Origin of the sequence: Enterococcus avium ATCC 14025 (assembly GCF_000406965.1) — a bacterium.
Classification (GTDB): domain Bacteria; phylum Bacillota; class Bacilli; order Lactobacillales; family Enterococcaceae; genus Enterococcus_A; species Enterococcus_A avium.
Genome location: NZ_KE136368.1, coordinates 152,635 through 175,542 on the forward strand (window position 1 = coordinate 152,635; position 22,908 = coordinate 175,542).

At 37.7% G+C, this 22,908-nt stretch carries 22 protein-coding genes; 20 read left to right on the forward strand and 2 right to left on the reverse strand.

What is annotated here, in order from left to right:
- Nucleotides 1-80: 80 nt before the first annotated feature.
- The 3 genes from OMU_RS21630 to OMU_RS21640 all read left to right on the forward strand — a co-directional run bounded on the left by OMU_RS21630 (nucleotide 81) and on the right by OMU_RS21640 (nucleotide 2,610).
- Complete coding sequence (locus OMU_RS21630) at nucleotides 81-461, forward strand: MerR family transcriptional regulator (protein WP_010744471.1); 381 nt, start codon at nucleotides 81-83, stop codon at nucleotides 459-461.
- Nucleotides 462-509: 48 nt separating this feature from the next.
- Nucleotides 510-1,850, forward strand: coding sequence for a type I glutamate--ammonia ligase (glnA, locus tag OMU_RS21635; protein ID WP_016181982.1), 1,341 nt, complete (start codon nucleotides 510-512; stop codon nucleotides 1,848-1,850).
- A 187-nt stretch (nucleotides 1,851-2,037) separates the two neighbouring features.
- On the forward strand, nucleotides 2,038-2,610 hold the full coding sequence (locus OMU_RS21640) for a GNAT family N-acetyltransferase (protein ID WP_016181983.1): 573 nt from the start codon (nucleotides 2,038-2,040) through the stop codon (nucleotides 2,608-2,610).
- 36 nt (nucleotides 2,611-2,646) lie between these two features.
- On the opposite strand, the gene OMU_RS21645 is transcribed toward OMU_RS21640, so the two are convergent.
- Complete coding sequence (locus OMU_RS21645; protein WP_016181984.1) at nucleotides 2,647-3,114, reverse strand: TspO/MBR family protein; 468 nt, start codon at nucleotides 3,112-3,114, stop codon at nucleotides 2,647-2,649.
- A gap of 247 nt (nucleotides 3,115-3,361) precedes the next feature.
- Between OMU_RS21645 and OMU_RS21650 the strand changes: the two genes are divergently transcribed.
- From OMU_RS21650 to OMU_RS21710, 12 genes are all read left to right on the forward strand, one after another.
- Nucleotides 3,362-3,631: an IreB family regulatory phosphoprotein gene (locus OMU_RS21650; RefSeq protein ID WP_010739601.1), complete on the forward strand. Its 270-nt coding sequence runs from the start codon at nucleotides 3,362-3,364 to the stop codon at nucleotides 3,629-3,631.
- On the forward strand, nucleotides 3,628-4,056 hold the full coding sequence (ruvX, locus tag OMU_RS21655) for a Holliday junction resolvase RuvX (protein WP_016181985.1): 429 nt from the start codon (nucleotides 3,628-3,630) through the stop codon (nucleotides 4,054-4,056). Before OMU_RS21650 ends, ruvX begins: the two co-directional genes overlap by 4 nt.
- Before the next feature lie 15 nt (nucleotides 4,057-4,071).
- Nucleotides 4,072-4,392: a DUF1292 domain-containing protein gene (locus tag OMU_RS21660; protein ID WP_016181986.1), complete on the forward strand. Its 321-nt coding sequence runs from the start codon at nucleotides 4,072-4,074 to the stop codon at nucleotides 4,390-4,392.
- A gap of 514 nt (nucleotides 4,393-4,906) precedes the next feature.
- The gene (locus tag OMU_RS21670; RefSeq protein ID WP_016181988.1) at nucleotides 4,907-6,010 is read left to right on the forward strand and encodes an alpha-hydroxy-acid oxidizing protein; all 1,104 of its coding nucleotides are present in this window, start codon (nucleotides 4,907-4,909) and stop codon (nucleotides 6,008-6,010) included.
- A 473-nt stretch (nucleotides 6,011-6,483) separates the two neighbouring features.
- Nucleotides 6,484-7,320: a transporter substrate-binding domain-containing protein gene (locus tag OMU_RS21675; RefSeq protein ID WP_016181989.1), complete on the forward strand. Its 837-nt coding sequence runs from the start codon at nucleotides 6,484-6,486 to the stop codon at nucleotides 7,318-7,320.
- Nucleotides 7,320-7,982 carry an amino acid ABC transporter permease gene (locus OMU_RS21680; protein WP_016181990.1) on the forward strand — a complete coding sequence of 221 codons (663 nt, stop codon included), beginning with the start codon at nucleotides 7,320-7,322 and terminating at the stop codon, nucleotides 7,980-7,982. The genes OMU_RS21675 and OMU_RS21680 overlap by 1 nt, the downstream gene beginning before the upstream one ends.
- 130 nt (nucleotides 7,983-8,112) lie before the next feature.
- A complete protein-coding gene (locus tag OMU_RS21685) occupies nucleotides 8,113-8,793 on the forward strand; it encodes a response regulator transcription factor (protein WP_016181991.1) in 681 nt (226 codons plus the stop codon).
- Nucleotides 8,794-8,799: 6 nt separating this feature from the next.
- Nucleotides 8,800-9,702 carry a sensor histidine kinase gene (locus tag OMU_RS21690; protein ID WP_016181992.1) on the forward strand — a complete coding sequence of 301 codons (903 nt, stop codon included), beginning with the start codon at nucleotides 8,800-8,802 and terminating at the stop codon, nucleotides 9,700-9,702.
- Between the two features lie 80 nt (nucleotides 9,703-9,782).
- Complete coding sequence (locus OMU_RS21695) at nucleotides 9,783-10,475, forward strand: ABC transporter ATP-binding protein (RefSeq protein ID WP_016181993.1); 693 nt, start codon at nucleotides 9,783-9,785, stop codon at nucleotides 10,473-10,475.
- Nucleotides 10,472-12,946, forward strand: a complete 2,475-nt coding sequence (locus OMU_RS21700) for an ABC transporter permease (protein WP_016181994.1) — start codon at nucleotides 10,472-10,474, stop codon at nucleotides 12,944-12,946. Before OMU_RS21695 ends, OMU_RS21700 begins: the two co-directional genes overlap by 4 nt.
- 377 nt (nucleotides 12,947-13,323) lie before the next feature.
- On the forward strand, nucleotides 13,324-14,787 hold the full coding sequence (locus tag OMU_RS21705) for an amidase (protein ID WP_016181995.1): 1,464 nt from the start codon (nucleotides 13,324-13,326) through the stop codon (nucleotides 14,785-14,787).
- Nucleotides 14,788-14,890: 103 nt separating this feature from the next.
- Nucleotides 14,891-16,081, forward strand: coding sequence for an amidohydrolase family protein (locus OMU_RS21710; protein ID WP_016181996.1), 1,191 nt, complete (start codon nucleotides 14,891-14,893; stop codon nucleotides 16,079-16,081).
- Between the two features lie 52 nt (nucleotides 16,082-16,133).
- Here the strand turns inward: OMU_RS21710 and rnhC are convergent, their stop codons facing one another.
- Complete coding sequence (gene rnhC / locus OMU_RS21715) at nucleotides 16,134-17,036, reverse strand: ribonuclease HIII (RefSeq protein ID WP_016181997.1); 903 nt, start codon at nucleotides 17,034-17,036, stop codon at nucleotides 16,134-16,136.
- A 138-nt stretch (nucleotides 17,037-17,174) separates the two neighbouring features.
- Between rnhC and zapA the strand changes: the two genes are divergently transcribed.
- The 5 genes from zapA (at nucleotide 17,175) to uvrC (ending at nucleotide 22,878) form a co-directional block, all read left to right on the forward strand.
- Entirely contained in the window at nucleotides 17,175-17,609 is a 435-nt protein-coding gene (gene zapA, locus OMU_RS21720; RefSeq protein ID WP_016181998.1) for a cell division protein ZapA, read from the forward strand.
- 12 nt (nucleotides 17,610-17,621) lie between these two features.
- Nucleotides 17,622-18,170 carry a CvpA family protein gene (locus OMU_RS21725; protein ID WP_016181999.1) on the forward strand — a complete coding sequence of 183 codons (549 nt, stop codon included), beginning with the start codon at nucleotides 17,622-17,624 and terminating at the stop codon, nucleotides 18,168-18,170.
- 60 nt (nucleotides 18,171-18,230) lie between these two features.
- On the forward strand, nucleotides 18,231-20,591 hold the full coding sequence (locus OMU_RS21730) for an endonuclease MutS2 (RefSeq protein WP_016182000.1): 2,361 nt from the start codon (nucleotides 18,231-18,233) through the stop codon (nucleotides 20,589-20,591).
- Nucleotides 20,592-20,706: 115 nt separating this feature from the next.
- Nucleotides 20,707-21,021: a thioredoxin gene (gene trxA / locus OMU_RS21735; RefSeq protein ID WP_010744490.1), complete on the forward strand. Its 315-nt coding sequence runs from the start codon at nucleotides 20,707-20,709 to the stop codon at nucleotides 21,019-21,021.
- A gap of 81 nt (nucleotides 21,022-21,102) precedes the next feature.
- Nucleotides 21,103-22,878, forward strand: a complete 1,776-nt coding sequence (uvrC, locus tag OMU_RS21740) for an excinuclease ABC subunit UvrC (RefSeq protein ID WP_016182001.1) — start codon at nucleotides 21,103-21,105, stop codon at nucleotides 22,876-22,878.
- Nucleotides 22,879-22,908: the final 30 nt, after the last annotated feature.

The following is a 22,908-nucleotide window of genomic DNA, read 5'->3' on the forward strand; positions in this document are numbered from 1 at the left end:
AAAATCTAACATTAGCCCTTGACGATTGGTCTATCGGGTGGTATTCTTTTTCCAACATCAAAAAACAAGGAGGAGATGTTATGCGGGAAAAAGAATTGCGACGTTCGCTTGCTGTTTTTCCAATTGGTACAGTTATGAAGTTAACAGATTTGACTGCAAGACAGATACGGTACTATGAGGAGCAAGAATTGATCCACCCAGAACGAAGTGAAGGTAACCGTAGGATGTATTCTCTAAATGACATTGATGTACTGCTAGAAATCAAAGATTATTTATCTGATGGACTTAACATGGCAGGGATCAAGCGTGTCTATCAAATGCGACAAGAAGAAGTCAAAGCTGCCAAAGAGAAACCACCATTGACTGATAAAGATGTTCGTCGAATTTTTTATGACGAAATGTTAACTCAAGGCGGGTTTCAACAACAAAATCCATATCAATCACAAGGTCCTAAGCTGTAGTGGTTGTGGAATATAAAAAAATGAAGTGCGAGGAAGGGATTAGATATTATGCCGAAAAAAGATCTAGCTAAAGAGGATATTAAACGAATTGTAGAAGAAGAAAATGTCCGTTTTTTACGTTTGATGTTCACAGACATCATGGGGACAATCAAAAACGTTGAAGTACCAGTTAGTCAAATGGAAAAAGTCCTAGATAACAAAATGATGTTCGACGGTTCATCTATTGAAGGATTTGTCCGTATTGAAGAAAGTGATATGTATCTGTACCCAGATTTATCTACATGGATGATTTTCCCATGGGAAAGTGATCACGGAAAAGTCGGTCGTTTAATTTGTGATATTTACAGTCCAGATGGCACTCCGTTCCCAGGCGATCCGCGTGGAAACTTAAAGCGCGTCCTAAAAGGAATGGAAGAATTTGGCTTCACATCATTTAATTTGGGACCTGAACCAGAATTCTTCTTATTCAAAATGGATGAAAATGGTGATCCTACATTGGACTTGAATGACAAGGGTGGTTACTTCGATTTTGCGCCAACTGACTTAGGAGAAAATTGCCGTCGCGATATCGTGTTAGAGCTTGAAAGCTTGGGATTTGAAGTAGAAGCTTCTCACCATGAAGTAGCTCCGGGACAACACGAGATTGATTTCAAATACGCGGATGCTATTGAAGCTTGTGACAATATTCAAACATTCAAATTAGTGGTTAAAACAATTGCTCGTAAGCATGGTCTGCATGCGACATTTATGCCAAAACCTCTGTATGGTATTAATGGTTCTGGTATGCACTGCAATATGTCACTATTCAATGACGAAGGCAATGTCTTCTATGACGAAGATGGCCCAATGAAATTAAGTAAAACAGCGTACCAATTTTTAGCAGGTCTTTTAAAACACGCGCGTGCATACACGGCAGTATGTAATCCAATTGTTAACTCTTATAAACGTTTAGTTCCTGGCTTTGAAGCTCCTGTTTATGTGGCTTGGAGCGGACGTAATCGTTCTCCTTTAATTCGTATTCCTGAGTCTCGCGGTTTATCTACACGTTTGGAATTACGTTCAGTTGACCCAGCTGCTAATCCATATTTAACAATGGCGGTTCTGTTAGAAGCTGGCTTAGATGGTATTCGCAATGACTTGACTCCACCAGCAGCAGTTGATCGCAATATCTATGTGATGACTGAAGAAGAACGTAAAGAAGCAGAAATTTACGATTTACCTTCAACGATCCACAATGCGATCAAAGCACTACGTGAGGATCAAATTATGATTGATGCCTTAGGAAGTCATATCTATACGAATTTCAATGAAGCAAAACGTATGGAATGGGCAGCTTTCCGTCAAACTGTTTCAGAATGGGAACGCGATCAATACTTAGAGCTTTATTAATCCTAACTCGCAATACTCTTGAGGAACTCCTCAAGAGTTTTTTTTTATATCCGAAAAAAGAATCTTATAATGAGCGCCAGCTCTTCTCGTGTGGGTTTGATAGAGGTCAAATCAACAAAGCAGATTCTCGTACAGTAACGTATAATAATAAGTAGTAGACAGTATTTATGTAGAAAGGAGAGTATCTATGATAAAAGGAAATAAAACAATACTGAAGGCGGCGACTTTAGCAGATCGCCAGCGTGTATACGATTGGTGTTTTCAATCAGAAACGACCAAATCCCATAGCGGACCGCCGGATTATCCTGAAAAAAAGATTGCGACTTTTCAAGAGTTTTACGAAGATTATTATGAGGAATATTATTTTAATGGAACCCGACCAGAGAAGGGCCAGGGCTTTATCATCATGAATGATCAAGAAGCTGTGGGATTCATTAGTTATTCGGCTTTTCATTTGAAACCACATTCTGCGGAGCTGGATATCTGGATGAAAGATGAAGCAAATTGTGGAAAAGGCTTTGGAAATGATGCAATTCTAGCCTTGAGTAATTATTTAAATCAACAGTTAGCCATTAAACTTCTAATTCTCGCACCCTCCAATAAAAATAGTCGAGCAATTAAATCCTATGAAAAATCAGGTTTCGAGCGTACAAATAAAATGATGTCTGATTTTCTTTCAAAGGACTATCAATCGCTTTATGGCGCTGGCGATTATGGTGTTTCAGGAACAGCAATATTGATAAAGTGCTTTGCAAAGTAAAAAACTCCCGAACAAACGGAAGTCCTTTACGAAAAGCTAATTTAAAATGGCCAATCCAAAGGAAAGATAGGTTGCATAAGCGATCCAAATCAGATAAGGAATAAAGCAAATTGCAGCTCCTTTAGATATGCCGCGAAACTCACGAATACTGAAAATAATCGTTATCAGAAGAAAAAGACTGATGAATGATGCAATCCAGAAGTGTGATCCGCCGAAGAAAATAATGCTCCAAATAAAATTAAGCACTAGCTGAATACCAAAAAGAAAATACGCGAGCGTTTTACTTTTTGGCTCTTTACTGTCAATCACAAGAAATAACGCTAGACCAATCAACGCGTAAAGTACAGTCCAAATGATTCCGACGATATTTCCTGGCGGTGCTAAAAATGGCTTGTTTAGCTGGGCGTAGATAGCGGGAATATCACCAGCAAAAAATCCTGATATAGAACCTATTAATTCTACACCAATGATACAAGCGAGTAGTTTAAAAAATCGATTTAACATGGTTTACCTCCTTTATTACTTGAAGTTTGTTGTACTCAAGTGTACTCTCTACTTATTCAGTATAACGAGGATTATCCTTAAAAGAAAAAAAGATGCTTAAGAAAAACAATCTAACTTAGTAAAAGCATGTTATAATAATTCGGAAGATTTTCTAAAGCCAAGAGATTGGCAACTTGCAAAATTTGTAAGTTTTGTCTTCTTTTAGTAAAATGTAATTGTTGATAATTCCAAGGAGAGGTGTGAGAAAATGGGATACACAGATGAAACAGTCCGTTTTGATTTTGATGACAATCGTAAAAAAGAGATTAGCGAAACATTAACGATTGTCTACAATGCTTTAGCTGAAAAAGGCTATAATCCAATCAACCAAATCGTCGGCTATTTATTATCAGGAGATCCTGCGTATATTCCTCGTTATCAAGATGCACGAAACTTGATTCGTCGTCACGAGCGCGATGAAGTGATGGAAGTTTTAGTGAAATATTACTTGAAGGATCATGGTATAGATATTCGATGAGAGTAATGGGATTAGATGTCGGCTCAAAAACTGTCGGAATTGCGGTCAGCGATCCATTTGGCTGGACGGCTCAAGGAGTCGAGATCATCCGAATTGATGAAGAAAAAGGGAAGTTTGGCTTTGAACGCTTAGGTGAATTGGTCAAAGAATACCAAGTTACTAAGTTTGTGGTGGGGCTTCCTAAAAACATGAATAATTCGATTGGTCCTAGAGCAGAAGCTTCGATGGTTTACGCCGAAAAAATCAAGGAACTTTTTGATTTACCAGTAGAATTCCAGGATGAACGACTAACGACAGTGCAAGCTGAACGAATGTTGGTGGAACAAGCGGATGTCTCGCGATCAAAAAGAAAAAAAGTAATCGACAAACTTGCTGCGGTCATGATTCTACAAAATTATCTTGATCGAACGAGTAACAAACTTTAGAAAAGAGGAATAGATATGGCACATGAACACACACATGACCATGATCACGAGCACGATCATGACCACGAACATGAAGTAATTACTTTAGTGGATGATGAAGGAAATGAAACACTCTACGAAATTCTTTTGACAATTGATGGTCAAGAAGAATTTAATCGCAATTATGTATTGCTTTATCCAGCGGGTGCGCCTGAAGATGAAGATGTTGAATTGCAAGCCTATGCATATGTTGAAAACGAAGACGGTAGCGAAGGCGAACTACAACAAATTGAAACAGACGCTGAATGGGATATGATTGAAGAAGTCTTCAATACATTCATGGCAGAAGAAGAATAGAGAAATAAGCGGAATCCAGTTAAAAAGGATTCCGCTTTTATAATACAGAATTTATTTATTTTGTACTATCTCCATCACAAAGATGAGGAGGCTGATAGTAAAAAATGTCAGTAGGATAAAGTGAATGAATGTGAATAAATTTAATTGCTCCCTAGCTAAATAAGCACAAAATGAAGCGATGAAATATAAAAACCCTAAAGTAACCGCACTCTTTAGAATGTTTTTCAGAGATTTCTTCATTCATCCCTCCTCTCTTTCAAAAGATTATGAACTTAGAACTTGAGTGTCAATTATATAATTGTTTATTCTTGCTTAAATGATAAATCAAAAGGCTCTGTCTGGTTGATTTATTTAGAAGATTTAGTTGGCAAAAAGATAGTTTTATACTCGGATTCTATTATTATTTTTATGGAATATAAGCAAAAAGACTATATAAGCTAATCATTTGTCACCCATCAAAGGAAAGCGTAACATTAGTTTTGTAAACGTTATCACTTTGGAGGTAGGAAATCAGATGGAGAAAATTTATCAAGCCAGTACAGCAGAAGGTGCAATCGATTTTATAAATATGTTTGATTTAGAAGAAGCTGCAAAAGAAGTCATACCAAAAGGCGGATATGGTTATATAAGCAGCGGTGCCGGAGATATTTTTACGTATCAGGAAAATGAAAAGGCTTTTAATCATAAGCTGATAATCCCTCATGTATTAAGAGATGTTGAACTGCCGGATACAAGGACGAAGTTTGATGGCGAGGATTTAACAGCTCCTATAATTATGGCTCCAATCGCCGCACATGGATTGGCAAATGTGGCAGGCGAACGAGCTTCAGCCAAAGGTGTTGCCCGTTTTGGGACCATTTATACGGCTAGTTCCTATGCCTCTTGTACTTTGGAAGAAATCCGTGAAGCTGGCGGAGAAGATGCACCACAATGGTTCCAGTTTTATATGAGTAAAGATAATGGAATCAATCAAGATATTTTATCTATGGCTAAGCGCAATGGAGCAAAAGCAATTGTGTTGACTGCCGATGCAACTGTTGGCGGCAATCGTGAAACGGATCGGCGCAATGGCTTCACTTTTCCTTTAGCAATGCCGATTGTCCAAGCGTATCAATCAGGAATTGGACAGACAATGGATGCAGTTTATGGCTCATCAAAACAAAAATTAAGCCCTCAAGATGTCGAATTTATTGCCAGCTATTCTGATCTTCCGGTTTATGTTAAAGGAGTTCAGTCTGAAGAAGATGTTGAAAGAGCACTTGGTTCGGGAGCATCAGGAATTTGGGTCTCCAACCATGGTGGACGTCAATTAGACGGTGGGCCAGCATCTTTTGATTCATTACAATATGTTGCCGAAGCAGTGGCGGGAAGAGCACCAATCGTTTTTGATAGTGGTGTACGCCGCGGTCAGCATGTCTTTAAGGCACTTGCCTCGGGCGCTGATTTAGTTGCAATTGGTCGACCGGTGATTTATGGGCTGGCGTTAGGCGGTTCTACTGGTGTACAGCAAGTCTTTGATTTCTTCAAAAAGGAATTGGAAATGGTAATGCAATTAGCCGGTACTCAAACAGTAGAGGATATTAAAAAAATTGTTTTAAGAGAGAATCGTTATTTATAGAAGAAGTCGTTTACATCTATAACTTGCATTTTAGATGTAAAATTTTCTCTGTGACTAAATGATAAATAGCCAGTCGGAAGTTCAAACTCAGTGACTTCAATAAGTTGCATAGAGTTTTTCAAACAGTCGAAATAGGATAGTTTAGAAATCCTTTCGAAAAATACACAATAAAAGCATAATCGAATGTTCTTATTTCTATCAAACTTGGTAGAATAAGAACATTTTTTTATCGAAAGGGATACCATTATCCTATCTATTTTTGAAAGATCAAGTTAATTTCAAATAGAGTACATTCTAAAAATAATAAATAAAATCTGTTATTTAAAGTTTGTTCTATTACACAATGTTGAGTAGCTTATTCTGTGTTAATAGCTGTTTTTCATAGGCGCTTTACTATATGTTTTGGTTTTTTGTATGTTATAAATGAGGCATCGTTTAATTAACTTATTAAAAAAGAAGTGGAGATGACAACAGTGAGAAAATGGTTGATGGGATTAATGGTGATTACAACGGGATTCGTTCTAACTGCATGTGGGAGCACACAATCAAGTGAGGATGATAGCTGGAAAAAAGTTAAGGATAAAAATGAACTGATAGTTGCTACGTCTGGGACACTTTTCCCGTCTTCTTATTATAATGATGAAAACGAGTTGAGCGGCTATGATGTAGATGTAGCAAAGGCTGTTGCAAAGAAATTAGATTTAAAGATCAAGTTTAAGGAATACAATGTTGACGGGCAGGTTACCGCTGTTAATCGCGGAGAAGCTGATTTTGCAGCGAATGATTTTGGTATGTCAAAGGATCGGGCTGAGAAATTTTCATTATCTTCTCCCATTAAATATTCCTTCGACAGTATGATAGTTCGAAAAAGCGATGATTCTGGAATTCATTCCTTAAAGGATTTAAAAGGTAAAAAAGCCGCTGGTGAACCCAATACGAGTTATATGAAAATTGCCGATAAATACGGGGCAAAAGCAGTGACCTACGATAACGCTACAAATGATCAATACTTGACTGACGTAGCTAATGGACGAACGGACGTAATTTTGAATGACTATTACTTGCAAAAGATGTCTCTGGCAGCTTTGCCAGATATTCCAGTAAAAATTCTAGAAGATGTTTATTTTAATGCGAATTCTACTGGCTTCCTATTCGATAAGAAAAATCAGGTGTTAAAAACAAAAGTGAATACTGCACTTGAAGAGTTGAAGAAGGATGGAACGCTAAAGGAAATAGCTGAACAGTATTTCGGTACGGATGTTTCAACAAAACCTAAGCAAGAAGTAACTGAAAAGGTCTCGGCGGATTAATGTATATACCAACTATTGATTTAAGCCTAATGTTAGAATCGATTCCTTTTTTATTAAGTGGATTGGGCTATACTATTGGAATCAGTTTGGCGGCATTTTTCTTTGGTAATTTGTTAGGTATACTTATGACCATTTTAGGATTTGTTCCTTTTCGAATAGTAAAACTATTTGTTCGTTTCTATTTATCTTTTTTAAGAGGGACGCCAGCATTGGTTTTACTGTTTTTACTTTATTTCGGACTTCCATATCAGCTGAATGCAGTAGTAGCGGCGATTATTTGTTTTAGTTTTACCAGCAGCGCTTTTATTGGTGAAATCTATCGCGGGTCGATTGCCGGAGTAAATGCTGGTCAATGGGATGCAGCTTATGCACTAGGAAATCGTTTCTTTCCCACGATGCGTTATATCATTTTGCCACAAGCCTTCCGGATTTCAATTCCAGCTTTGAGTAACGTAGCGATGGACTTGTTAAAAGGTACTTCATTAGCGGCAATGATTACAGTACCTGATATTTTTCAAAAGGCAAAAATCATTGGTGGACGTACTTTTGATTATTTGTCGATGTATCTTCTAGTAGCATTAATTTACTGGCTGCTTTGTGTGGGGATCGGCCATATTCAGCATCAGCTAGAGAATTATTTTCAGCAAAAATATATTGTGTAATTACATCTTTAATCAAGCGGGGCCTTAAACGGCTCCGCTTTTTTATCGAGCTTTATAGATAATATTGATAAACAACTTAAGAAATTGGATAATAGAGGATGTAAATAAATGATGTGAAGAGGATCATAGGATGACAAAGAAAATTATTTTAATTGAAGATGATGAAAATCTCCGTCGAGGAATCTCCTTTTACCTAGAGCAAGAAGGATACGAAGTTATAGTAATTAATCGTGTTCAAGGTTCAATCGAAAAGATAAGAAAGAATTCACCAGACTTAATTATTTTAGATGTCACTTTACCTGACGGAAATGGCTTTGAACTATGTCAGGAAATTCGGAAATTTTCAGCTGTTCCAATTTTCTTTCTGACGGCACATGATTTAGAGTCGGATATTCTCACAGGACTCTCGATCGGCGGAGATGATTACCTAACGAAGCCATTTTCGTTAGCAATTTTAAAGGCGAAAGTTGCGTTGGTTTTTAAAAAGAAAGAGGATCAGTCAAGGAAGATTGAGTTACCGCCTTTTATGCTTAATTTGGATACTCATCGTTTGTTCAAAAATGGCCAAGAGATCCCCATGAGTTCAACAGAATTCCGACTGATTAATTATTTGATGAAAAATGCTGGGATTGTTTTAGAAAAAGAAGCGTTGTTAGAAACATTGTGGGATGATCAAGGAAAATTTGTTGATGAGAATGCGCTATCGGTTAATATTCGTAGGATTCGAGTAAAGCTTGAAGAGGATCCAAAAAAACCAAAATATATTGAAACGGTTCGAGGGGTTGGATACCTCTGGAAGCGAAGGGAGTGATTAAGAGTGCTCTATAGCATAACAGTTTTATTTTCTATATGCGTATTATTGATTTTTTTCTTCCAAATGCGAAAGCAGCATGAAAAGGAATTATCTACTATTGAAAAAGTTTTAGATAGTGTTATAAAGGGAGATTTTCCGAAAAATGCTGATTCTTACCAAGAAGGGCAAGAAAGCAAGTTGATTTTCAAAACATTACGAATCGCAGAAGCAAATCAACTTTATCAAGAAACAGCTGCGCGCGAAAAGCAACGTGTTCAAGAATTAATGGTTGATGCCGCTCATCAAATGCGGACACCCATCACGAGCATGCTGATGTTCACAGAACTATTGCAAAATAAACAATTACCATTAAGTGAGTCGCAAGAATTCTTAAGACGCTTGTCTTTTGACTCTCAACGTCTAAATTGGTTGGTAGAAGAATTTTTACACATGTCAAAATTCGAAACGGAATCGATGGAGTTAACAAAGGTGCGCCAAAATCTTAGTGAGACAATCCAACAAGCAATTCTTCAAAGCAGTGGAGCTGAGGATGAGCAGAAACGTTTTGTAGTAAAAGATGCAGATGTTGAAATTACTCATGATATAAAATGGACTCGTGAAGCAATTGGGAATGTGTTAGAAAACGCCATAAAGTACGCCTATAAAGACTCACAAATAGAGATATCGGTCGATCGTCTAATTTCTTATACAAGAATTTCAATCAAAAATTTTGGAAAAACCATTTCTAAAGAGGAATTACCTCAGCTTTTTGCAAAATACTATCGTGGGTCTCAGTATCGAAATACGATCGAAGGGTTTGGGATCGGTCTTTACTTAACAAAATTGATATGTGAGGCACAAGGAGGCTATGTTTTGGCGGATTCTCAAGCAGAACAGACGACGATTTCTCTATTCTTACAGAACTGACAGATTTGTTTGCAGCGACTGACATTTTACTGTAAGGGTCCCTTGCTATAGTTAAAGTATCAAGAAGGGAGGCTGTTGGTATGAACGTAGTTAAAACGAATCATCTAACAAAAACTTATGGTGAAGGGGAAAATCAGGTTCACGCAGTCGATAATGTAAATTTGACAATTGAAGACAATGAGTTTGTGACGATTGTTGGGACTTCCGGATCTGGAAAAAGTACATTATTAAATCTTTTGGGAGGTTTAGATCGACCAACCTCCGGAGAAATTGAAATTTCTGGAAAGCAATTGAAGCATTTAAGCGAAGAAGAATTAACGATTTTCAGACGTAGAAATGTCGGCTTTGTTTTTCAACAATATAATTTAGTGCCGATTCTAAGTGTTTATGAAAATATCGTACTGCCAATTCAATTAGATGGTAATACAGTAGATGAACCCTTTGTCGATGAGGTAATCAGAACATTAGGTTTAAAAGGCCGTGAGAGTCGCTTACCGTCGATGCTTTCAGGGGGACAGCAGCAGCGAGTTGCGATCGCTCGTGCATTGGCAGCCAAACCAGCAATTATTTTGGCAGATGAACCAACAGGGAATTTAGATAGCAAAAGTAGTCAAGATGTTCTTGGTTTATTGAAACAATCTGCAAAGAAATTCAATCAAACTGTTATTATGATCACTCATAATGATCAAATCGCTCAATTGGCAGATCGAGTAATCCGTATCGAGGATGGCAAACTTTTTGATGTGCAGATAACAGGCGGTGACTGGTCATGAAAGAACAGCGACAAGCAATTCATAACTTATGGCTAAATAGTTTCAAAAGCAATCGAAGACGGAATTTTTTTGTTGTATTAGCCCTAGCGCTGACAACGTTATTAATTTCATCAGTTATTGGTTTAGGGATGAGTTTCATTGAAGCGAGTAACAAACAAACGGTTCAACGAGTAGGAACGACAGCTGATGCAAATCTTAATGATTTAACGAAACAGCAAATTGATATTTTAAAAAAAGACGCATCAATTAAAACGGTTGGTACACAGCAAACAATTGGCTCTGTTGATAGTCAGCGATTAAAGAACTCAAAGATACAAATGGCATTACATTGGTATGATAAATCAGAATGGAATGGGCTAAGAAAAGAAGCAATCAACGATTTCACTGGTAAATTTCCTGAGAAAGAAAATGAAATTATGGCACCGCTGGCGGCGTTGAAGGAATTAGGAATTTTAAAACCAGAAGCAGGCCAGAAAATTTATTTGCCGTGTTTGATTGATGGAAAAAACGTTAAAAAAGAATTTGTTTTATCAGGTTATTATAAAGAATACGTGATTGCTCGAGTCGTTGATTTTAGTTACGTGTTAGTATCTGATCAATTTGCAGAAAAATACGGCTCATCGACCAGCAGTAAAACGTATTCGATCAAGTATAAGGATAGCAATAACCTAGGACAGCAAAATAAGAAGCTTGCGAAAAAATTGAAGCTTAGTGAGACGCAAGAAATAAAGACGACACTGAAAGAGTCTAAACAAAGTGTAACTACATTGATTTTAGGAATAGGGATGTTTTTAGCAATCATTTTAATCTCGGGTGGCTTGTTAATCTATAATGTTTTGTATATTTCAATTGCCAATGACATTCGTTTTTATGGATTATTAAAAGCATTGGGAACAACAAAAAGACAATTGCGCAAAATCATTTTTTATCAATCAATTCTCTTGTCAGTTATTGGTATTCCGATTGGGTTAATCGGTGGGTTCAGTATTTCTCATGTGCTGATTCCCTTTGTTATGAAGGCCACAAATTTTTCTGAAGCAATAGTGGTATCGACCCAACCAATAATTTATTTTGGCGCAGGTTTGTTCGCTTTGATGATCATGCTGTTGAGTTCGATTAAACCAGCCAATTATGCTGCTAAGGTTTCACCTGTCTTAGCAATCAATTTTACGGAGTCCAAGGTTAAAAAAGGGGATATTCGTTCAAAAAATGGCGGAAAGCTTTATCTAATGGCTTGGAGAAATATTTTTCGGGATAAAAAACGGGCTCTGATTGTTATTATCTCTATGACCTTGGGAATCACCTCTTTTGTCGCGGTTAATACCATCGTCAAAAGTATGGATTTTGAAAAGTTTGTTTTGAGTGAGATGAACTATGACATTATGATTAGTCCAAGCCCTACGAATACCGATAACAAAGAATCTGATTCAAAAAGAACAGAGAAGGAACAGGTGAGTCAGCAATTAGTTCAATTAATAAATAAAAATGAAAATGTAACTTCAGCAGATATTTATTATTCAGAACCGGTTTTAGTGAATTATGACGAACAAAAATTCGCTCCATATATTCGTTCTTATAATAGCTATTTTAAGTATGCAAAAATTGAACAAAAAAAGATTCAGTCAGATGGTTTTAGCGGAGATTTAATCAGCATTGATACCGATGAGTTGGCTAAACTATTGGTAAAAAACAAAGAAAAATCATTTGATCAAACGGCTTTTGAAAACGGAAACATTGCTTACATTCAATCCGATCATCCAGAAGATTTTTCACATATTCCAGAAATACAATTTTCTACAAGTGATAAACAAACACATCAGGTTAAGATTGCTGGTTTTGTGCCTAACAATTATTTGGAGTTTCAGACCGGCGGTGCTCCAGCAATGTTTGTCTCAAAACAATACTTGGATAAAATTTCTCCTCATGCTAGTTTATGGAGTGCTAACATTAATATAAATAAAAAAACAGCTGATTTGACCTCTGATCAATTTCAACGTTTTATTGATGAACAATCCGTTTATAGAATAATGACAAAAACAGAAATGAGAAATCGAGCAGTTGAGGAAATTAGCATAATGAGGATGATGGGCAATACGTTGGCTATAGTTTTGGCCTTGATTGGTTTGTTGAATTTCGTCAATATTATTACTACTAGTATTTTGGCAAGAAGACAAGAACTTGCAACTTTAGAAAGTATCGGTATGACTCGTAAGCAAACGAATAAGGTTTTAATGTTTGAAGGGAGTTATTATGCATTGATTGTTGGAGGTCTCGTGCTGACTTTCGGCCTAGGCATTACCTATGCTTTGTATTCGATTGTTAAACGATCAGCTACATACGCTAGCTTTGATTTGCCAATAGTAGAAATCAGTGTCTCGTTATTACTAATGCTCATGATTTGTTTACTGACCCCATACTTAGTGATGAGGTCTTCGGGAAAGCGAAGTTTGGCCGAAAGAATCAAAGAATAATTCTAAAAACTCAAGTATATGAAACATTTTGAATCTTCAAAAGTGTACTATTTTGTAAGTGTTCTATCTGAATATCCGATCAGAAGATGTGCACATATTAAAAAATTATAACTTAAAAACGAGATGAAGAAAGGAGCTGTGACAAAAGACTTGTCATAGCTTCTTTTTCCGAATAAACGGTGTTCCAGAAGTAGCTTCTTCGGAAATAAGCCGAAATTTCACAAAAATTTGAGAAACAATTTTCGGAAATTCCTTCTTATTTCTTGAAGCTGACCACTTCTGTCACAACCTCTTATTTGTGAAGGATAATCGTCTGTGGCTGGTCTTCTAGAAGAATATTTGTGATAATAAAATAAAAAAAAGAAGAGGTGTTTGCGGTGAAAGATGGATTGTACTGGGCAGAAAAATTACGTAAGAAAGAAGTCAGTTTTCAGGAGCTATTAACGAATTTTGAGGAGAAAGCACGTAAACAAAATTCGATGCTTAATGCTTTTGTTACTCTGATGGGCAATGAAGCGCGAGAAGAGCATCAAAAAGATACTGACCTGTTAAAACGTCCATTCGCCGGTTTGCCAATCCCGCTGAAAATGTTAGGTCAAGAGAAAAAAGGTTGGTTGAGTACATCGGGATCTAAGCTACTGAGAGACCATCGTTCAAGTCGCAACAGTCATTTCACCAATAAACTAATAGAAAATGGATTGGTGCCATTTGCTCAGACTAATACGCCAGAGTTTGGCTTTAAAAACATCACCGACGCCGAGCTTTATGGTCCGGCTAGGAATCCATGGAATCTTGATTATTACTCTGGTGGATCAAGTGGTGGAGCCGCCAGTGCTGTTGCTTCCGGTATTGTTCCAATAGCAGGAGCTAGTGATGGAGGCGGCTCAATTCGTATTCCCGCTTCTTTTTGCGGTCTGATTGGCTTGAAACCGACTCGCGGAACGATGCCTGTAGGGCCAAGCGGTTGGCGCGGTTGGCAAGGAGCAGCGATTGATTTCGCATTAACAGTTTCGATGCGGGACACGGAAAAACTTTTTTATGGAATGCGTGGAATTGATAGTGCAGCACCGTATCAAGCTCCTGAAAAAGCATGGAGACATGAACAGGCTTCCCAAAAAAAGAAACTAAAAATTGCGGTGGTTATTGATTCTCCAATTCATTCAAATGTATCTCATGAGGCCGCCAGCGCAGTTGAAAAAGCACATGATTTTTTATTAAAACAAGGTCATCAGATCGAGATGATTTCCTATCCTATAGACGGAAAAGAGCTAATAGCGAGTTATTATATGATGAACGGTGCCGAGACAGCCGCCATGTTTGCTGGAATCGAGCAAGGGTTAAGACGTCCGGTTGAAAGAAATGACATGGAGCTGATGACATGGGGAATTTACCAGTATGGTAAAAAAATTCCTGCTAGTCACTTTATTCATGCTCTGAATGTGTGGGATCGAGCAGCTTTTATAATGGAGCAATTATTTACTGAATATGATTTATTACTAACTCCTACAGTTGCGACGACAGCTCCGAAAATAAATGACGATTTACAAAGTCCTGAGATCCGGGATGCTTTGGAAACATCAGCAAACTTAACCGAAAATGAGCTCCATCATTTGATTAATCAAATGTTTGAGAAAAGCCTTGAGATCACACCTTATACCCAATTGGCAAATCTAACGGGACAACCCGCGATCAGTCTTCCGACTTATTTAACTGAAAAGAATTTGCCTTTAGGAATTCAATTTATGGCAGCACGAGGCCGCGAAGACTTGCTGTTACAAATCGGAAAATTGTTCGAAACAGAATATGGCTTCTGTTTACCAGAGTATTATTTAGAAAAATAAATAGAACTATTTGTTCAGACCGACAAAATTAGCTATCAATTTTGTCGGTTCTTTTGTTACACTAATAGAGTGAAAACGTTTCATAATCGGAGGGGATACTAGAATGATTTTGTTAAAGGCTCAGAAAGTAATTACTGGTGATGGAAAGACCATTATTGAAGATGGCGGTATCGTTTATGCTGCGGACAAAATTTTAGCCGTCGGAAAAGCAGAGGCGTTATCGGCGGATTTTCCGCAAGCAGAGGTTCGTGATTATGGCAGTGGTACGATTCTCCCTGGATTGATGGATGCTCATATCCACCTTGGCTATTATTGGACGCAACCTGATCTGCATCGGTACAATGATTTTATGATCGCTTACTATGCGCAAAAACAAGCCGAGACTTGTCTAGCCAAAGGTGTAACGACGATCCGTGATTGTTGTGGACCACAATTTCTGTTAGAAACATTACGACTAGCAGCTGAAAAAGGATTTGTGAAAGCACCGCGCATCCTACACACAGATCGAGGAATTTGTATCACCGGTGGACACGGACATGAGGATGGTATTGAAGAGGTTGATGGTGCAGAAAATATTCGCCACACAATTCGTCGTCAAAAGAAAGATGGAGCAGATTGGATTAAGCTATTGACAACAAATCGCGATGATATTTGCGAGTTTACTCAAGAAGAATTGAATGCAGGTGTCGAGGAAACACATCGACTTGGAATGAAATGTGTGGTTCATTCAGGGACACAGCCAGGGATTCAAATGTGTATTGATGCTGGATTCGATACCATTGAGCACGGAAACTTTTTAACTGTTGAACAGGCTAAACAAATGGTGAAAAATCGACAATCCTGGACACCTACAATGTATGCCTATCATTTTTTGGCAGAATATAACCAAAAGGTTCAAGAAGTCGGGATCGATCATTCGAATCAGTCAACTGAAACCTATTCACATCACTTAGATTTCTTTGAAAGCTCGGTTCAAGCGTATTCGGAAAACTTCAAAGCAATTTATGATGAAGGAGTAACGATTCTTGCCGGAACCGATATGGTGATGTTAGAAGCGCCAAGTGTTCCAATCGTGGAAGAGTTGGAATTAATGGTAAGATATGGATTAACACCAATCGAAGCAATTCAAACAGCTACACAAAATCCTGCGCGGGTATTTGATTTATCCGAAGTTACAGGTGAATTGAAAACAGGGTTACAGGCAGATATACTTGTTGTAGATGGAGATGCAACTACAGATATTGAGGCATTACGAAATGTTCGACAGGTATTTTTAGCTGGAGCAGAAGTTTAAGAAAAAGTAATCGCCTCGTCAAATTAAATGGAAATTTTGGCGAGGCAATTCTTTACATCATTTTTTTTGCTTTTTCTGTATTGGCGAAGTGGAGCTTTGCAAACTTGCTTAATAAATCTATTCCACCCTGTCGCAATAGTTTAGCAGCAAGTTCGTCAGAAGGTTTGCCTGCTCCAGAAGGAACTTTTGTCCCTAATTCTAATGAAGCTTTGTCCAGTTCATCAAGAAAGCTTGCACGACTAATAATAGAAGCTGCTGCAACAGAAAGGTGATATTGTTCTCCTTTAGTAACAAAATAGATTTTTTGCTCGATGCGTTGAGACTCCTGTTTAACGTATTTCATGTAATTAGCTTCGGAAGTGAATTGATCAATAAGGATTGCTTCAGGTTTTGTTGGTGCAATCTGATCTAACAAGAGACGGATTGCTTGATTATGCAATGCGACCTTCATTCGAACGGCATTATATTTCGGTTGAATCTCATTATATTTTTCTGGACTCACGACTAATAAACGATAAGGAATCAGTTCTTTGATCGCTGTTGCCATTTTTCGGATTTGATCGTCAGTAAGCATTTTTGAGTCTTTTACTCCTAAGCGTTTTAAAGCATCAAGATGTTCTTTATCAGCATAGGCGGCACAAACACACAATGGACCGAAGTAGCTGCCATTTCCAACTTCATCACTGCCAAGCACAGCTAATGAGGCGAAATTTTTAGGTAGGCTACTGCTTGTTTTTGCTGCTGAAGGATCTGAGCTTCCCCAACGTGCGGCTTCTTGTTCAGCATTTTTTCCTTGAAACAGGACTTTTCCCGATGTGTAGGCGGTAATACTGGTGCCATTTTTTTTAGCAGAAAATTCACTGTAAGGAACTTTCTTATTTAGAAGATAGTCAGCATAGTAGTTTTTCAGTTTTTTGATTTCAGTTTTTGATAATTTAAGTACAGCAGAACTCATATTTTTTCTCTTTTCTTTAAGTTAATTGGCTTTCAATTGATGAAAGTTGTACATACGAAAGATTTTAGCATATAATATATTAGTGTTTTTGTTATCAGAATATTTTTTATAAAAATTGTTTGAGGAAGGTTGATCGATATGGCGCAAAATCGCTATAAGGCAATCGTTGCCGGTCAGACTTATACTATCATTGGACAAGAATCCAAGCAACATATGGATATGGTTACCGCGTTGGTCAATGAACAGTTAAATGAGATCATGTCGTTATCACCTGGGATTACGCAAGAAAAAGCCACGATGTTATTGGCGATCAATGCGGTCTCAGATCAATTGAAAAAGCAAGAAGCGTTGATGAAGTTGGAAAAACAACAAAATACGCTTGAAGGGCAAGCAGCCCATAATCTAGAGTTAGAAAATCGTATCAAGAAAATCGAAGCAATTGAAGCCGAAGCCAAAGAAATCATGCGGAAAAATGGGAAAGAAAATGTTCCAATCCGAAATCACGTAGAAGCGCAGCAAATCGTTAACGAAAACCGAAAACGTGAGATTCAAAAAAGAGCGGCAAATAAATAAGTGAGGGATACTATGTTAACATTGGTAATTTTATTTGCATTATTACTATCTTTTTACGTGGGTTATCGTCGCGGTACAGCCTACCAGATAGTATTTTCGATTGGATATTTGATATCCTTCGTAGTTGCTCGGATGTTTTATCAGCAATTAGGATCTCACTTGGATTTATTTGTACCTTATCCATCCGTTACAAATGAATCAAAAATGGTCTATTACTCTGTCGAACAAGCTTTTAATTTAGATAAAGCTTTTTATGCTGGAGTGGCGTTTGTCATGATTTTAGTCATCGGTTGGTTGGTGACGCATCTGTTCGCAATCTTTTTTAAAGATTTACTATTCAAAGTGCTAATTCCTCAATATGATGGCATCGTAGCAGGCGTCTTACAATTAATTGTTTGCTATGTTAGTATTTTTCTGATTTTGAAGTTAGCAAGTTTCGTACCCATGGCCTTAATTCAAAATCACATCGAAGGAAGTTGGTATGCTCGGTTTATGATCGAACATTCGCTGTTCTTAAGTTCTTATTTTAATAATTTATGGGTTACAAATATTATTGGATAAATGAAAAACCGGGACGCTGTTTGACAGGTTTCGGTTTATTTATGTACAGAAGGTGAAAAAATGAATGAACGTATTCTAAAAACGTTAGAGTTCGAACAAGTAAAAAAAATGATTCAACAGTATTTAACAACTGAACAAGGGGAAGAAGAAATCCGTCAATTAACACCTTCTAATGATGAGGATACTATCCAGGCATGGCTGGATGAAACGGAAGACGGAATGAAGGTTCAACGCCTACGCGGAGGATTACCAATTCCCAAATTAAACAATATCAAGCCACATATGAAGCGAATTGAAATCGGAGCTAATCTAAATGGATTAGAGCTGGCTGAAGTCTCGCGCGTACTTTCTACTACAAGTGAATTGGTGCGTTTTATTGAAGATTTGAAAGATAGTGAATTAGAATTTTTGCGTTTATATTTCTGGGAAGACCAATTAACCACCTTACCTGAATTGAGTGGAAAACTCCGTCGTTCGGTGGAAGAAGATGGACGTGTACGAGATGAGGCTTCACCCGAATTACGTACAATCCGCAGTCAAATAAGGCGTAGCGAACAAACAATTCGTGAACAATTAGATGGATTAATTCGTGGGAAAAACGCAAAGTATTTGAGCGATAGCTTGATCACAATGCGAAATGATCGATATGTGATTCCTGTGAAGCAAGAATACCGTGGTGTTTTTGGTGGAGTAGTTCACGATCAGAGCGCTTCTGGTCAAACCTTATTCATGGAGCCAAAACAAGTTGTTGAGTTAAACAATCGGTTACGACAGCAGCAAATTGCAGAACGGACTGAGATCGAGCGTATTTTAGCTGAGTTATCTGCAGAATTGGTGGCCCCTCGTAAAGACATTTTACACAACGCCTATGTATTAGGACGTTTTGACTTGATGAACGCTAAAGCACGCTTTGCCAAAGCTCTAAAAGCAGTCGTACCAATGATTAATCAAGAAAATCATGTGTTTTTCAAACAAGCACGTCATCCATTATTAGATCAAGAAAAAGCGGTAGCTAATGATCTTATGATTGGAGAAGACTTTCAGGCTGTCGTTGTTACGGGTCCGAATACTGGTGGGAAGACCATTTCTCTTAAAACCTTAGGCCTTTTGCAGCTGATGGGACAAGCGGGTCTGCCGCTGCCTGTTGGCGAGGAAAGCGAGATGGGGATCTTCGATGAAGTTTTTGCGGATATTGGTGATGAACAATCAATTGAACAAAGCTTATCGACTTTCTCTTCTCATATGACGAATATTGTTTCAATTTTAGATAAAATTGATGAGCATAGTTTAGTGTTGTTTGACGAACTAGGTGCAGGAACAGATCCACAAGAAGGAGCGGCATTAGCAATCGCAATTTTGGATGCAGTTGGGGCAAAGTCTTCCTATGTAATGGCAACCACTCACTATCCAGAACTAAAGATCTATGGTTATAATCGATCAAATACGATCAATGCAAGTATGGAGTTTGATGTTGATACATTAAGTCCAACGTACCGACTATTGATTGGTGTACCTGGACGTAGTAATGCTTTTGAAATTTCTCGTCGACTTGGATTAGATCCATTAGTGATCGAAAATGCTAAACAAATCATTGATGAAGAAAGTCAAGACCTGAACGAAATGATTTCTGATTTGGAGAATCAACGAAAGGCGACGGAAACAGAATATTTGGAGATTCGTCATTATGTAGATGAATCTGAGAAATTATATAGAGATTTGAAAAATGCCTATTCCTATTTCTTCGATGAACGAGAAAAAGAAATGGAGAAAGCTCGTAAGAAAGCTAATAAGATTGTTAGTGAAGCTGAAGAAAATGCAGAAAAAATCATTAAGGATATCCGTCAGATGCAACTGGACGGCCAGAGAAATGTAAAAGAACATCAATTGATTGACGCAAAGACCCAGTTGGCTGATCTTAAACAAGATGAAAATCTTAAGAAAAATAAAGTATTGCAAAAAGCTAAAGCAAAGAAACAATTTAAACCCAACGATGAAGTGATCGTTGAAACATATGGTCAACGTGGAACACTGATTAAAAAAGTCAGCGATAATGAATGGCAAGTCCAACTAGGGATTTTAAAGATGACTGTCTCTGAAGATGATATGACTTTGACTACCCCGATAGAAGAACCAAAGCAGCGTGTAATCACTGGTATTCAACGAGGTGCTAGTTCCAAAGTAAAACCAGAGCTGGATTTACGTGGAAAACGCTATGAGGAAGCCTTAGCAGAAGTGGATCAATACATTGATGCAGCCCTTTTAGCAAACTTTGCTCAAGTACGAATCATTCATGGTAAGGGAACAGGGGCACTACGTAAGGGAATTACTGATTATTTAAAAAATAATCGGAATGTTCAGAGCTTTGAGTTTGCCCCTGCAAACCAAGGTGGAAGCGGTGCGACGGTGGTAACCTTTAAATAGTTTACAAGTGTAAGCAGAACAGTAGCGAAGAAAATGGGACCGTGCTATACTACTTTTAGTAAGAAAAACAGATGCTAATTTTTAACGCATCTAAGTTATAATAGGAGGAATTCAAATGTCACAAGTAGTTACTGATAAAACTTTTAACGAAGAAACAGATAACGGTCTTGTTTTGATCGACTTTTGGGCAACCTGGTGTGGGCCTTGTCGTATGCAAGCACCGATCTTAGAACAATTATCCGAAGAATACGATGAAGATGAGTTCAGAGTTGTAAAGATGGATGTGGATGAAAATCCAGAAACACCAGCATCCTTCGGCATTATGAGCATCCCAACACTGGTTTTGAAAAAGGATGGACAAGTTGTTGATAAAGTAATCGGTGTTCATACGAAAGATCAATTAAAAGAGCTTATCCAAGCTCACATGTAGGAAATTGAGCTGGGCATTTTGTCCAGCTTTTTTGTCAGTTTAGTTTTAAACTAATGATGTAGCTCGGAAGGGAAGCAACTTATGAACGAACGAATCAAAAATAAATTAGCACTTTTACCAGATCAACCGGGCTGTTATCTGATGAAAGACAAAAACGGTACGATTATTTATGTCGGAAAAGCTAAAATCCTAAAAAATAGGGTACGCTCTTATTTTACTGGCAGTCACAATACCAAGACAGAGCGGTTAGTCAGTGAAATCGTGGATTTTGAGTATATCGTAACAGAATCCAATATCGAGGCATTACTACTCGAGATTAACTTAATCAAGAAAAATGATCCCAAATACAACATCATGCTGAAGGACGATAAAACCTATCCTTTTCTAAAAATCACCAATGAAAAATATCCTCGTTTGATGATTACTCGAAAAGTCTTGAAGGATAAGGCTCATTATTTTGGCCCATATCCCGATGTGAATGCAGCTAATGAAACAAAGAAATTATTGGATCGATTGTTTCCATTAAGGAAGTGCAAGCCGTCACAAAAAACGCCTTGTCTTTATTATCATTTAGGACAATGTTTGTGTCCTTATGCTTTTCACGTTGATCCTCAAGTTTATAAGGACATGGTAGAAGAAATCAAACGCTTTTTAAATGGTGGCCACACAGAGATTCAGAAGCAATTAGAAGAAAAAATGAAACTGGCAGCTGCAGATATGGAGTTTGAAAAGGCAGCGGAATACCGTGATCAGATCAGAGCAATTGAAACAGTCATGACAAAACAGAAAATGACGAATACTGACTTGGTGGATCGTGACATTTTTGGTTATGCGACAGACAAAGGCTGGATGTGTGTACAGGTATTCTTTGTCCGTCAAGGGAAATTAATTGAGCGAGATGTTTCGATGTTTCCATTTTATAATGATGCAGAAGAGGATTTTTTAACCTACATTGGACAGTTTTATCAAGAAAATGAACATTTTATTCCTAAAGAGGTTTTGATTCCTGATAATATTGACAAGCCTAGTGTTGAAGCGATGCTGGCAACAAAAATTTTACAACCACAACGTGGAGAAAAGAAAAAGCTAGTAAAATTGGCAGGGAAAAATGCCCAGGTCGCTTTGAACGAAAAATTCGATCTAATTGGTCGAAGTGAAGCGCGAACGATTGGTGCGGTTGAAAAATTAGGCGATGCTATGAATATTCCCGCACCGATTCGAATTGAAGCTTTTGATAACTCTAATATCATGGGAACAGATCCAGTATCTGCCATGGTAGTTTTTATTGATGGGAAACCTGCTAAGAAAGAGTATCGCAAGTATAAAATCAAAACGGTCAAGGGACCAGATGACTATGCGTCCATGCGTGAGGTCATTTATCGTCGTTACTCTCGGGTATTAAAAGAAGGATTACCATTCCCAGATTTAATTGTGATTGACGGAGGGAAAGGCCAAGTTGATGTCGCGAAAGATGTATTAGCTAACCAATTAGGGATTGATATCCCAATCGCGGGTCTAGCAAAAGATGATAAACACAAGACGAGTGAGTTGCTATTTGGTCCAGAGTTGAACGTAGTGCCTTTGGAACGCAATTCACAAGAATTTTTCCTGCTGCAACGTATTCAAGATGAAGTCCATCGCTTTGCGATTACTTTTCATCGCCAGCTGCGCAGTAAAAATAGTTTTGCCTCAAAACTGGATAATATTGATGGATTAGGTCCAAAACGTAAAAAAATGTTGCTGAAGGAATTTAAGTCACTAAAGAATATCCAAGCAGCAACCGTAGATGAGCTACAAGAAGTAGGTTTGCCAAAACAGGTAGCTGAAAATACATTTAATCAATTGCAAGAAAAATAATGTATAGCACCCTTTACACAAAATGTAAAG

Excerpts from the sequence above, each read along its gene's own strand:
- OMU_RS21630 (WP_010744471.1), top strand. The coding sequence starts at position 81 with ATGCGGGAAAAAGAATTGCGACGTTCGCTTGCTGTTTTTCCAATTGGT.
- glnA (WP_016181982.1), top strand. The coding sequence starts at position 510 with ATGCCGAAAAAAGATCTAGCTAAAGAGGATATTAAACGAATTGTAGAA.
- OMU_RS21640 (WP_016181983.1), top strand. The coding sequence starts at position 2,038 with ATGATAAAAGGAAATAAAACAATACTGAAGGCGGCGACTTTAGCAGAT.
- OMU_RS21645 (WP_016181984.1), bottom strand. The coding sequence starts at position 3,114 with ATGTTAAATCGATTTTTTAAACTACTCGCTTGTATCATTGGTGTAGAA.
- OMU_RS21650 (WP_010739601.1), top strand. The coding sequence starts at position 3,362 with ATGGGATACACAGATGAAACAGTCCGTTTTGATTTTGATGACAATCGT.
- ruvX (WP_016181985.1), top strand. The coding sequence starts at position 3,628 with ATGAGAGTAATGGGATTAGATGTCGGCTCAAAAACTGTCGGAATTGCG.
- OMU_RS21660 (WP_016181986.1), top strand. The coding sequence starts at position 4,072 with ATGGCACATGAACACACACATGACCATGATCACGAGCACGATCATGAC.
- OMU_RS21670 (WP_016181988.1), top strand. The coding sequence starts at position 4,907 with ATGGAGAAAATTTATCAAGCCAGTACAGCAGAAGGTGCAATCGATTTT.
- OMU_RS21680 (WP_016181990.1), top strand. The coding sequence starts at position 7,320 with ATGTATATACCAACTATTGATTTAAGCCTAATGTTAGAATCGATTCCT.
- OMU_RS21685 (WP_016181991.1), top strand. The coding sequence starts at position 8,113 with ATGACAAAGAAAATTATTTTAATTGAAGATGATGAAAATCTCCGTCGA.
- OMU_RS21695 (WP_016181993.1), top strand. The coding sequence starts at position 9,783 with ATGAACGTAGTTAAAACGAATCATCTAACAAAAACTTATGGTGAAGGG.
- OMU_RS21700 (WP_016181994.1), top strand. The coding sequence starts at position 10,472 with ATGAAAGAACAGCGACAAGCAATTCATAACTTATGGCTAAATAGTTTC.
- OMU_RS21710 (WP_016181996.1), top strand. The coding sequence starts at position 14,891 with ATGATTTTGTTAAAGGCTCAGAAAGTAATTACTGGTGATGGAAAGACC.
- rnhC (WP_016181997.1), bottom strand. The coding sequence starts at position 17,036 with ATGAGTTCTGCTGTACTTAAATTATCAAAAACTGAAATCAAAAAACTG.
- zapA (WP_016181998.1), top strand. The coding sequence starts at position 17,175 with ATGGCGCAAAATCGCTATAAGGCAATCGTTGCCGGTCAGACTTATACT.
- OMU_RS21725 (WP_016181999.1), top strand. The coding sequence starts at position 17,622 with ATGTTAACATTGGTAATTTTATTTGCATTATTACTATCTTTTTACGTG.
- OMU_RS21730 (WP_016182000.1), top strand. The coding sequence starts at position 18,231 with ATGAATGAACGTATTCTAAAAACGTTAGAGTTCGAACAAGTAAAAAAA.
- trxA (WP_010744490.1), top strand. The coding sequence starts at position 20,707 with ATGTCACAAGTAGTTACTGATAAAACTTTTAACGAAGAAACAGATAAC.
- uvrC (WP_016182001.1), top strand. The coding sequence starts at position 21,103 with ATGAACGAACGAATCAAAAATAAATTAGCACTTTTACCAGATCAACCG.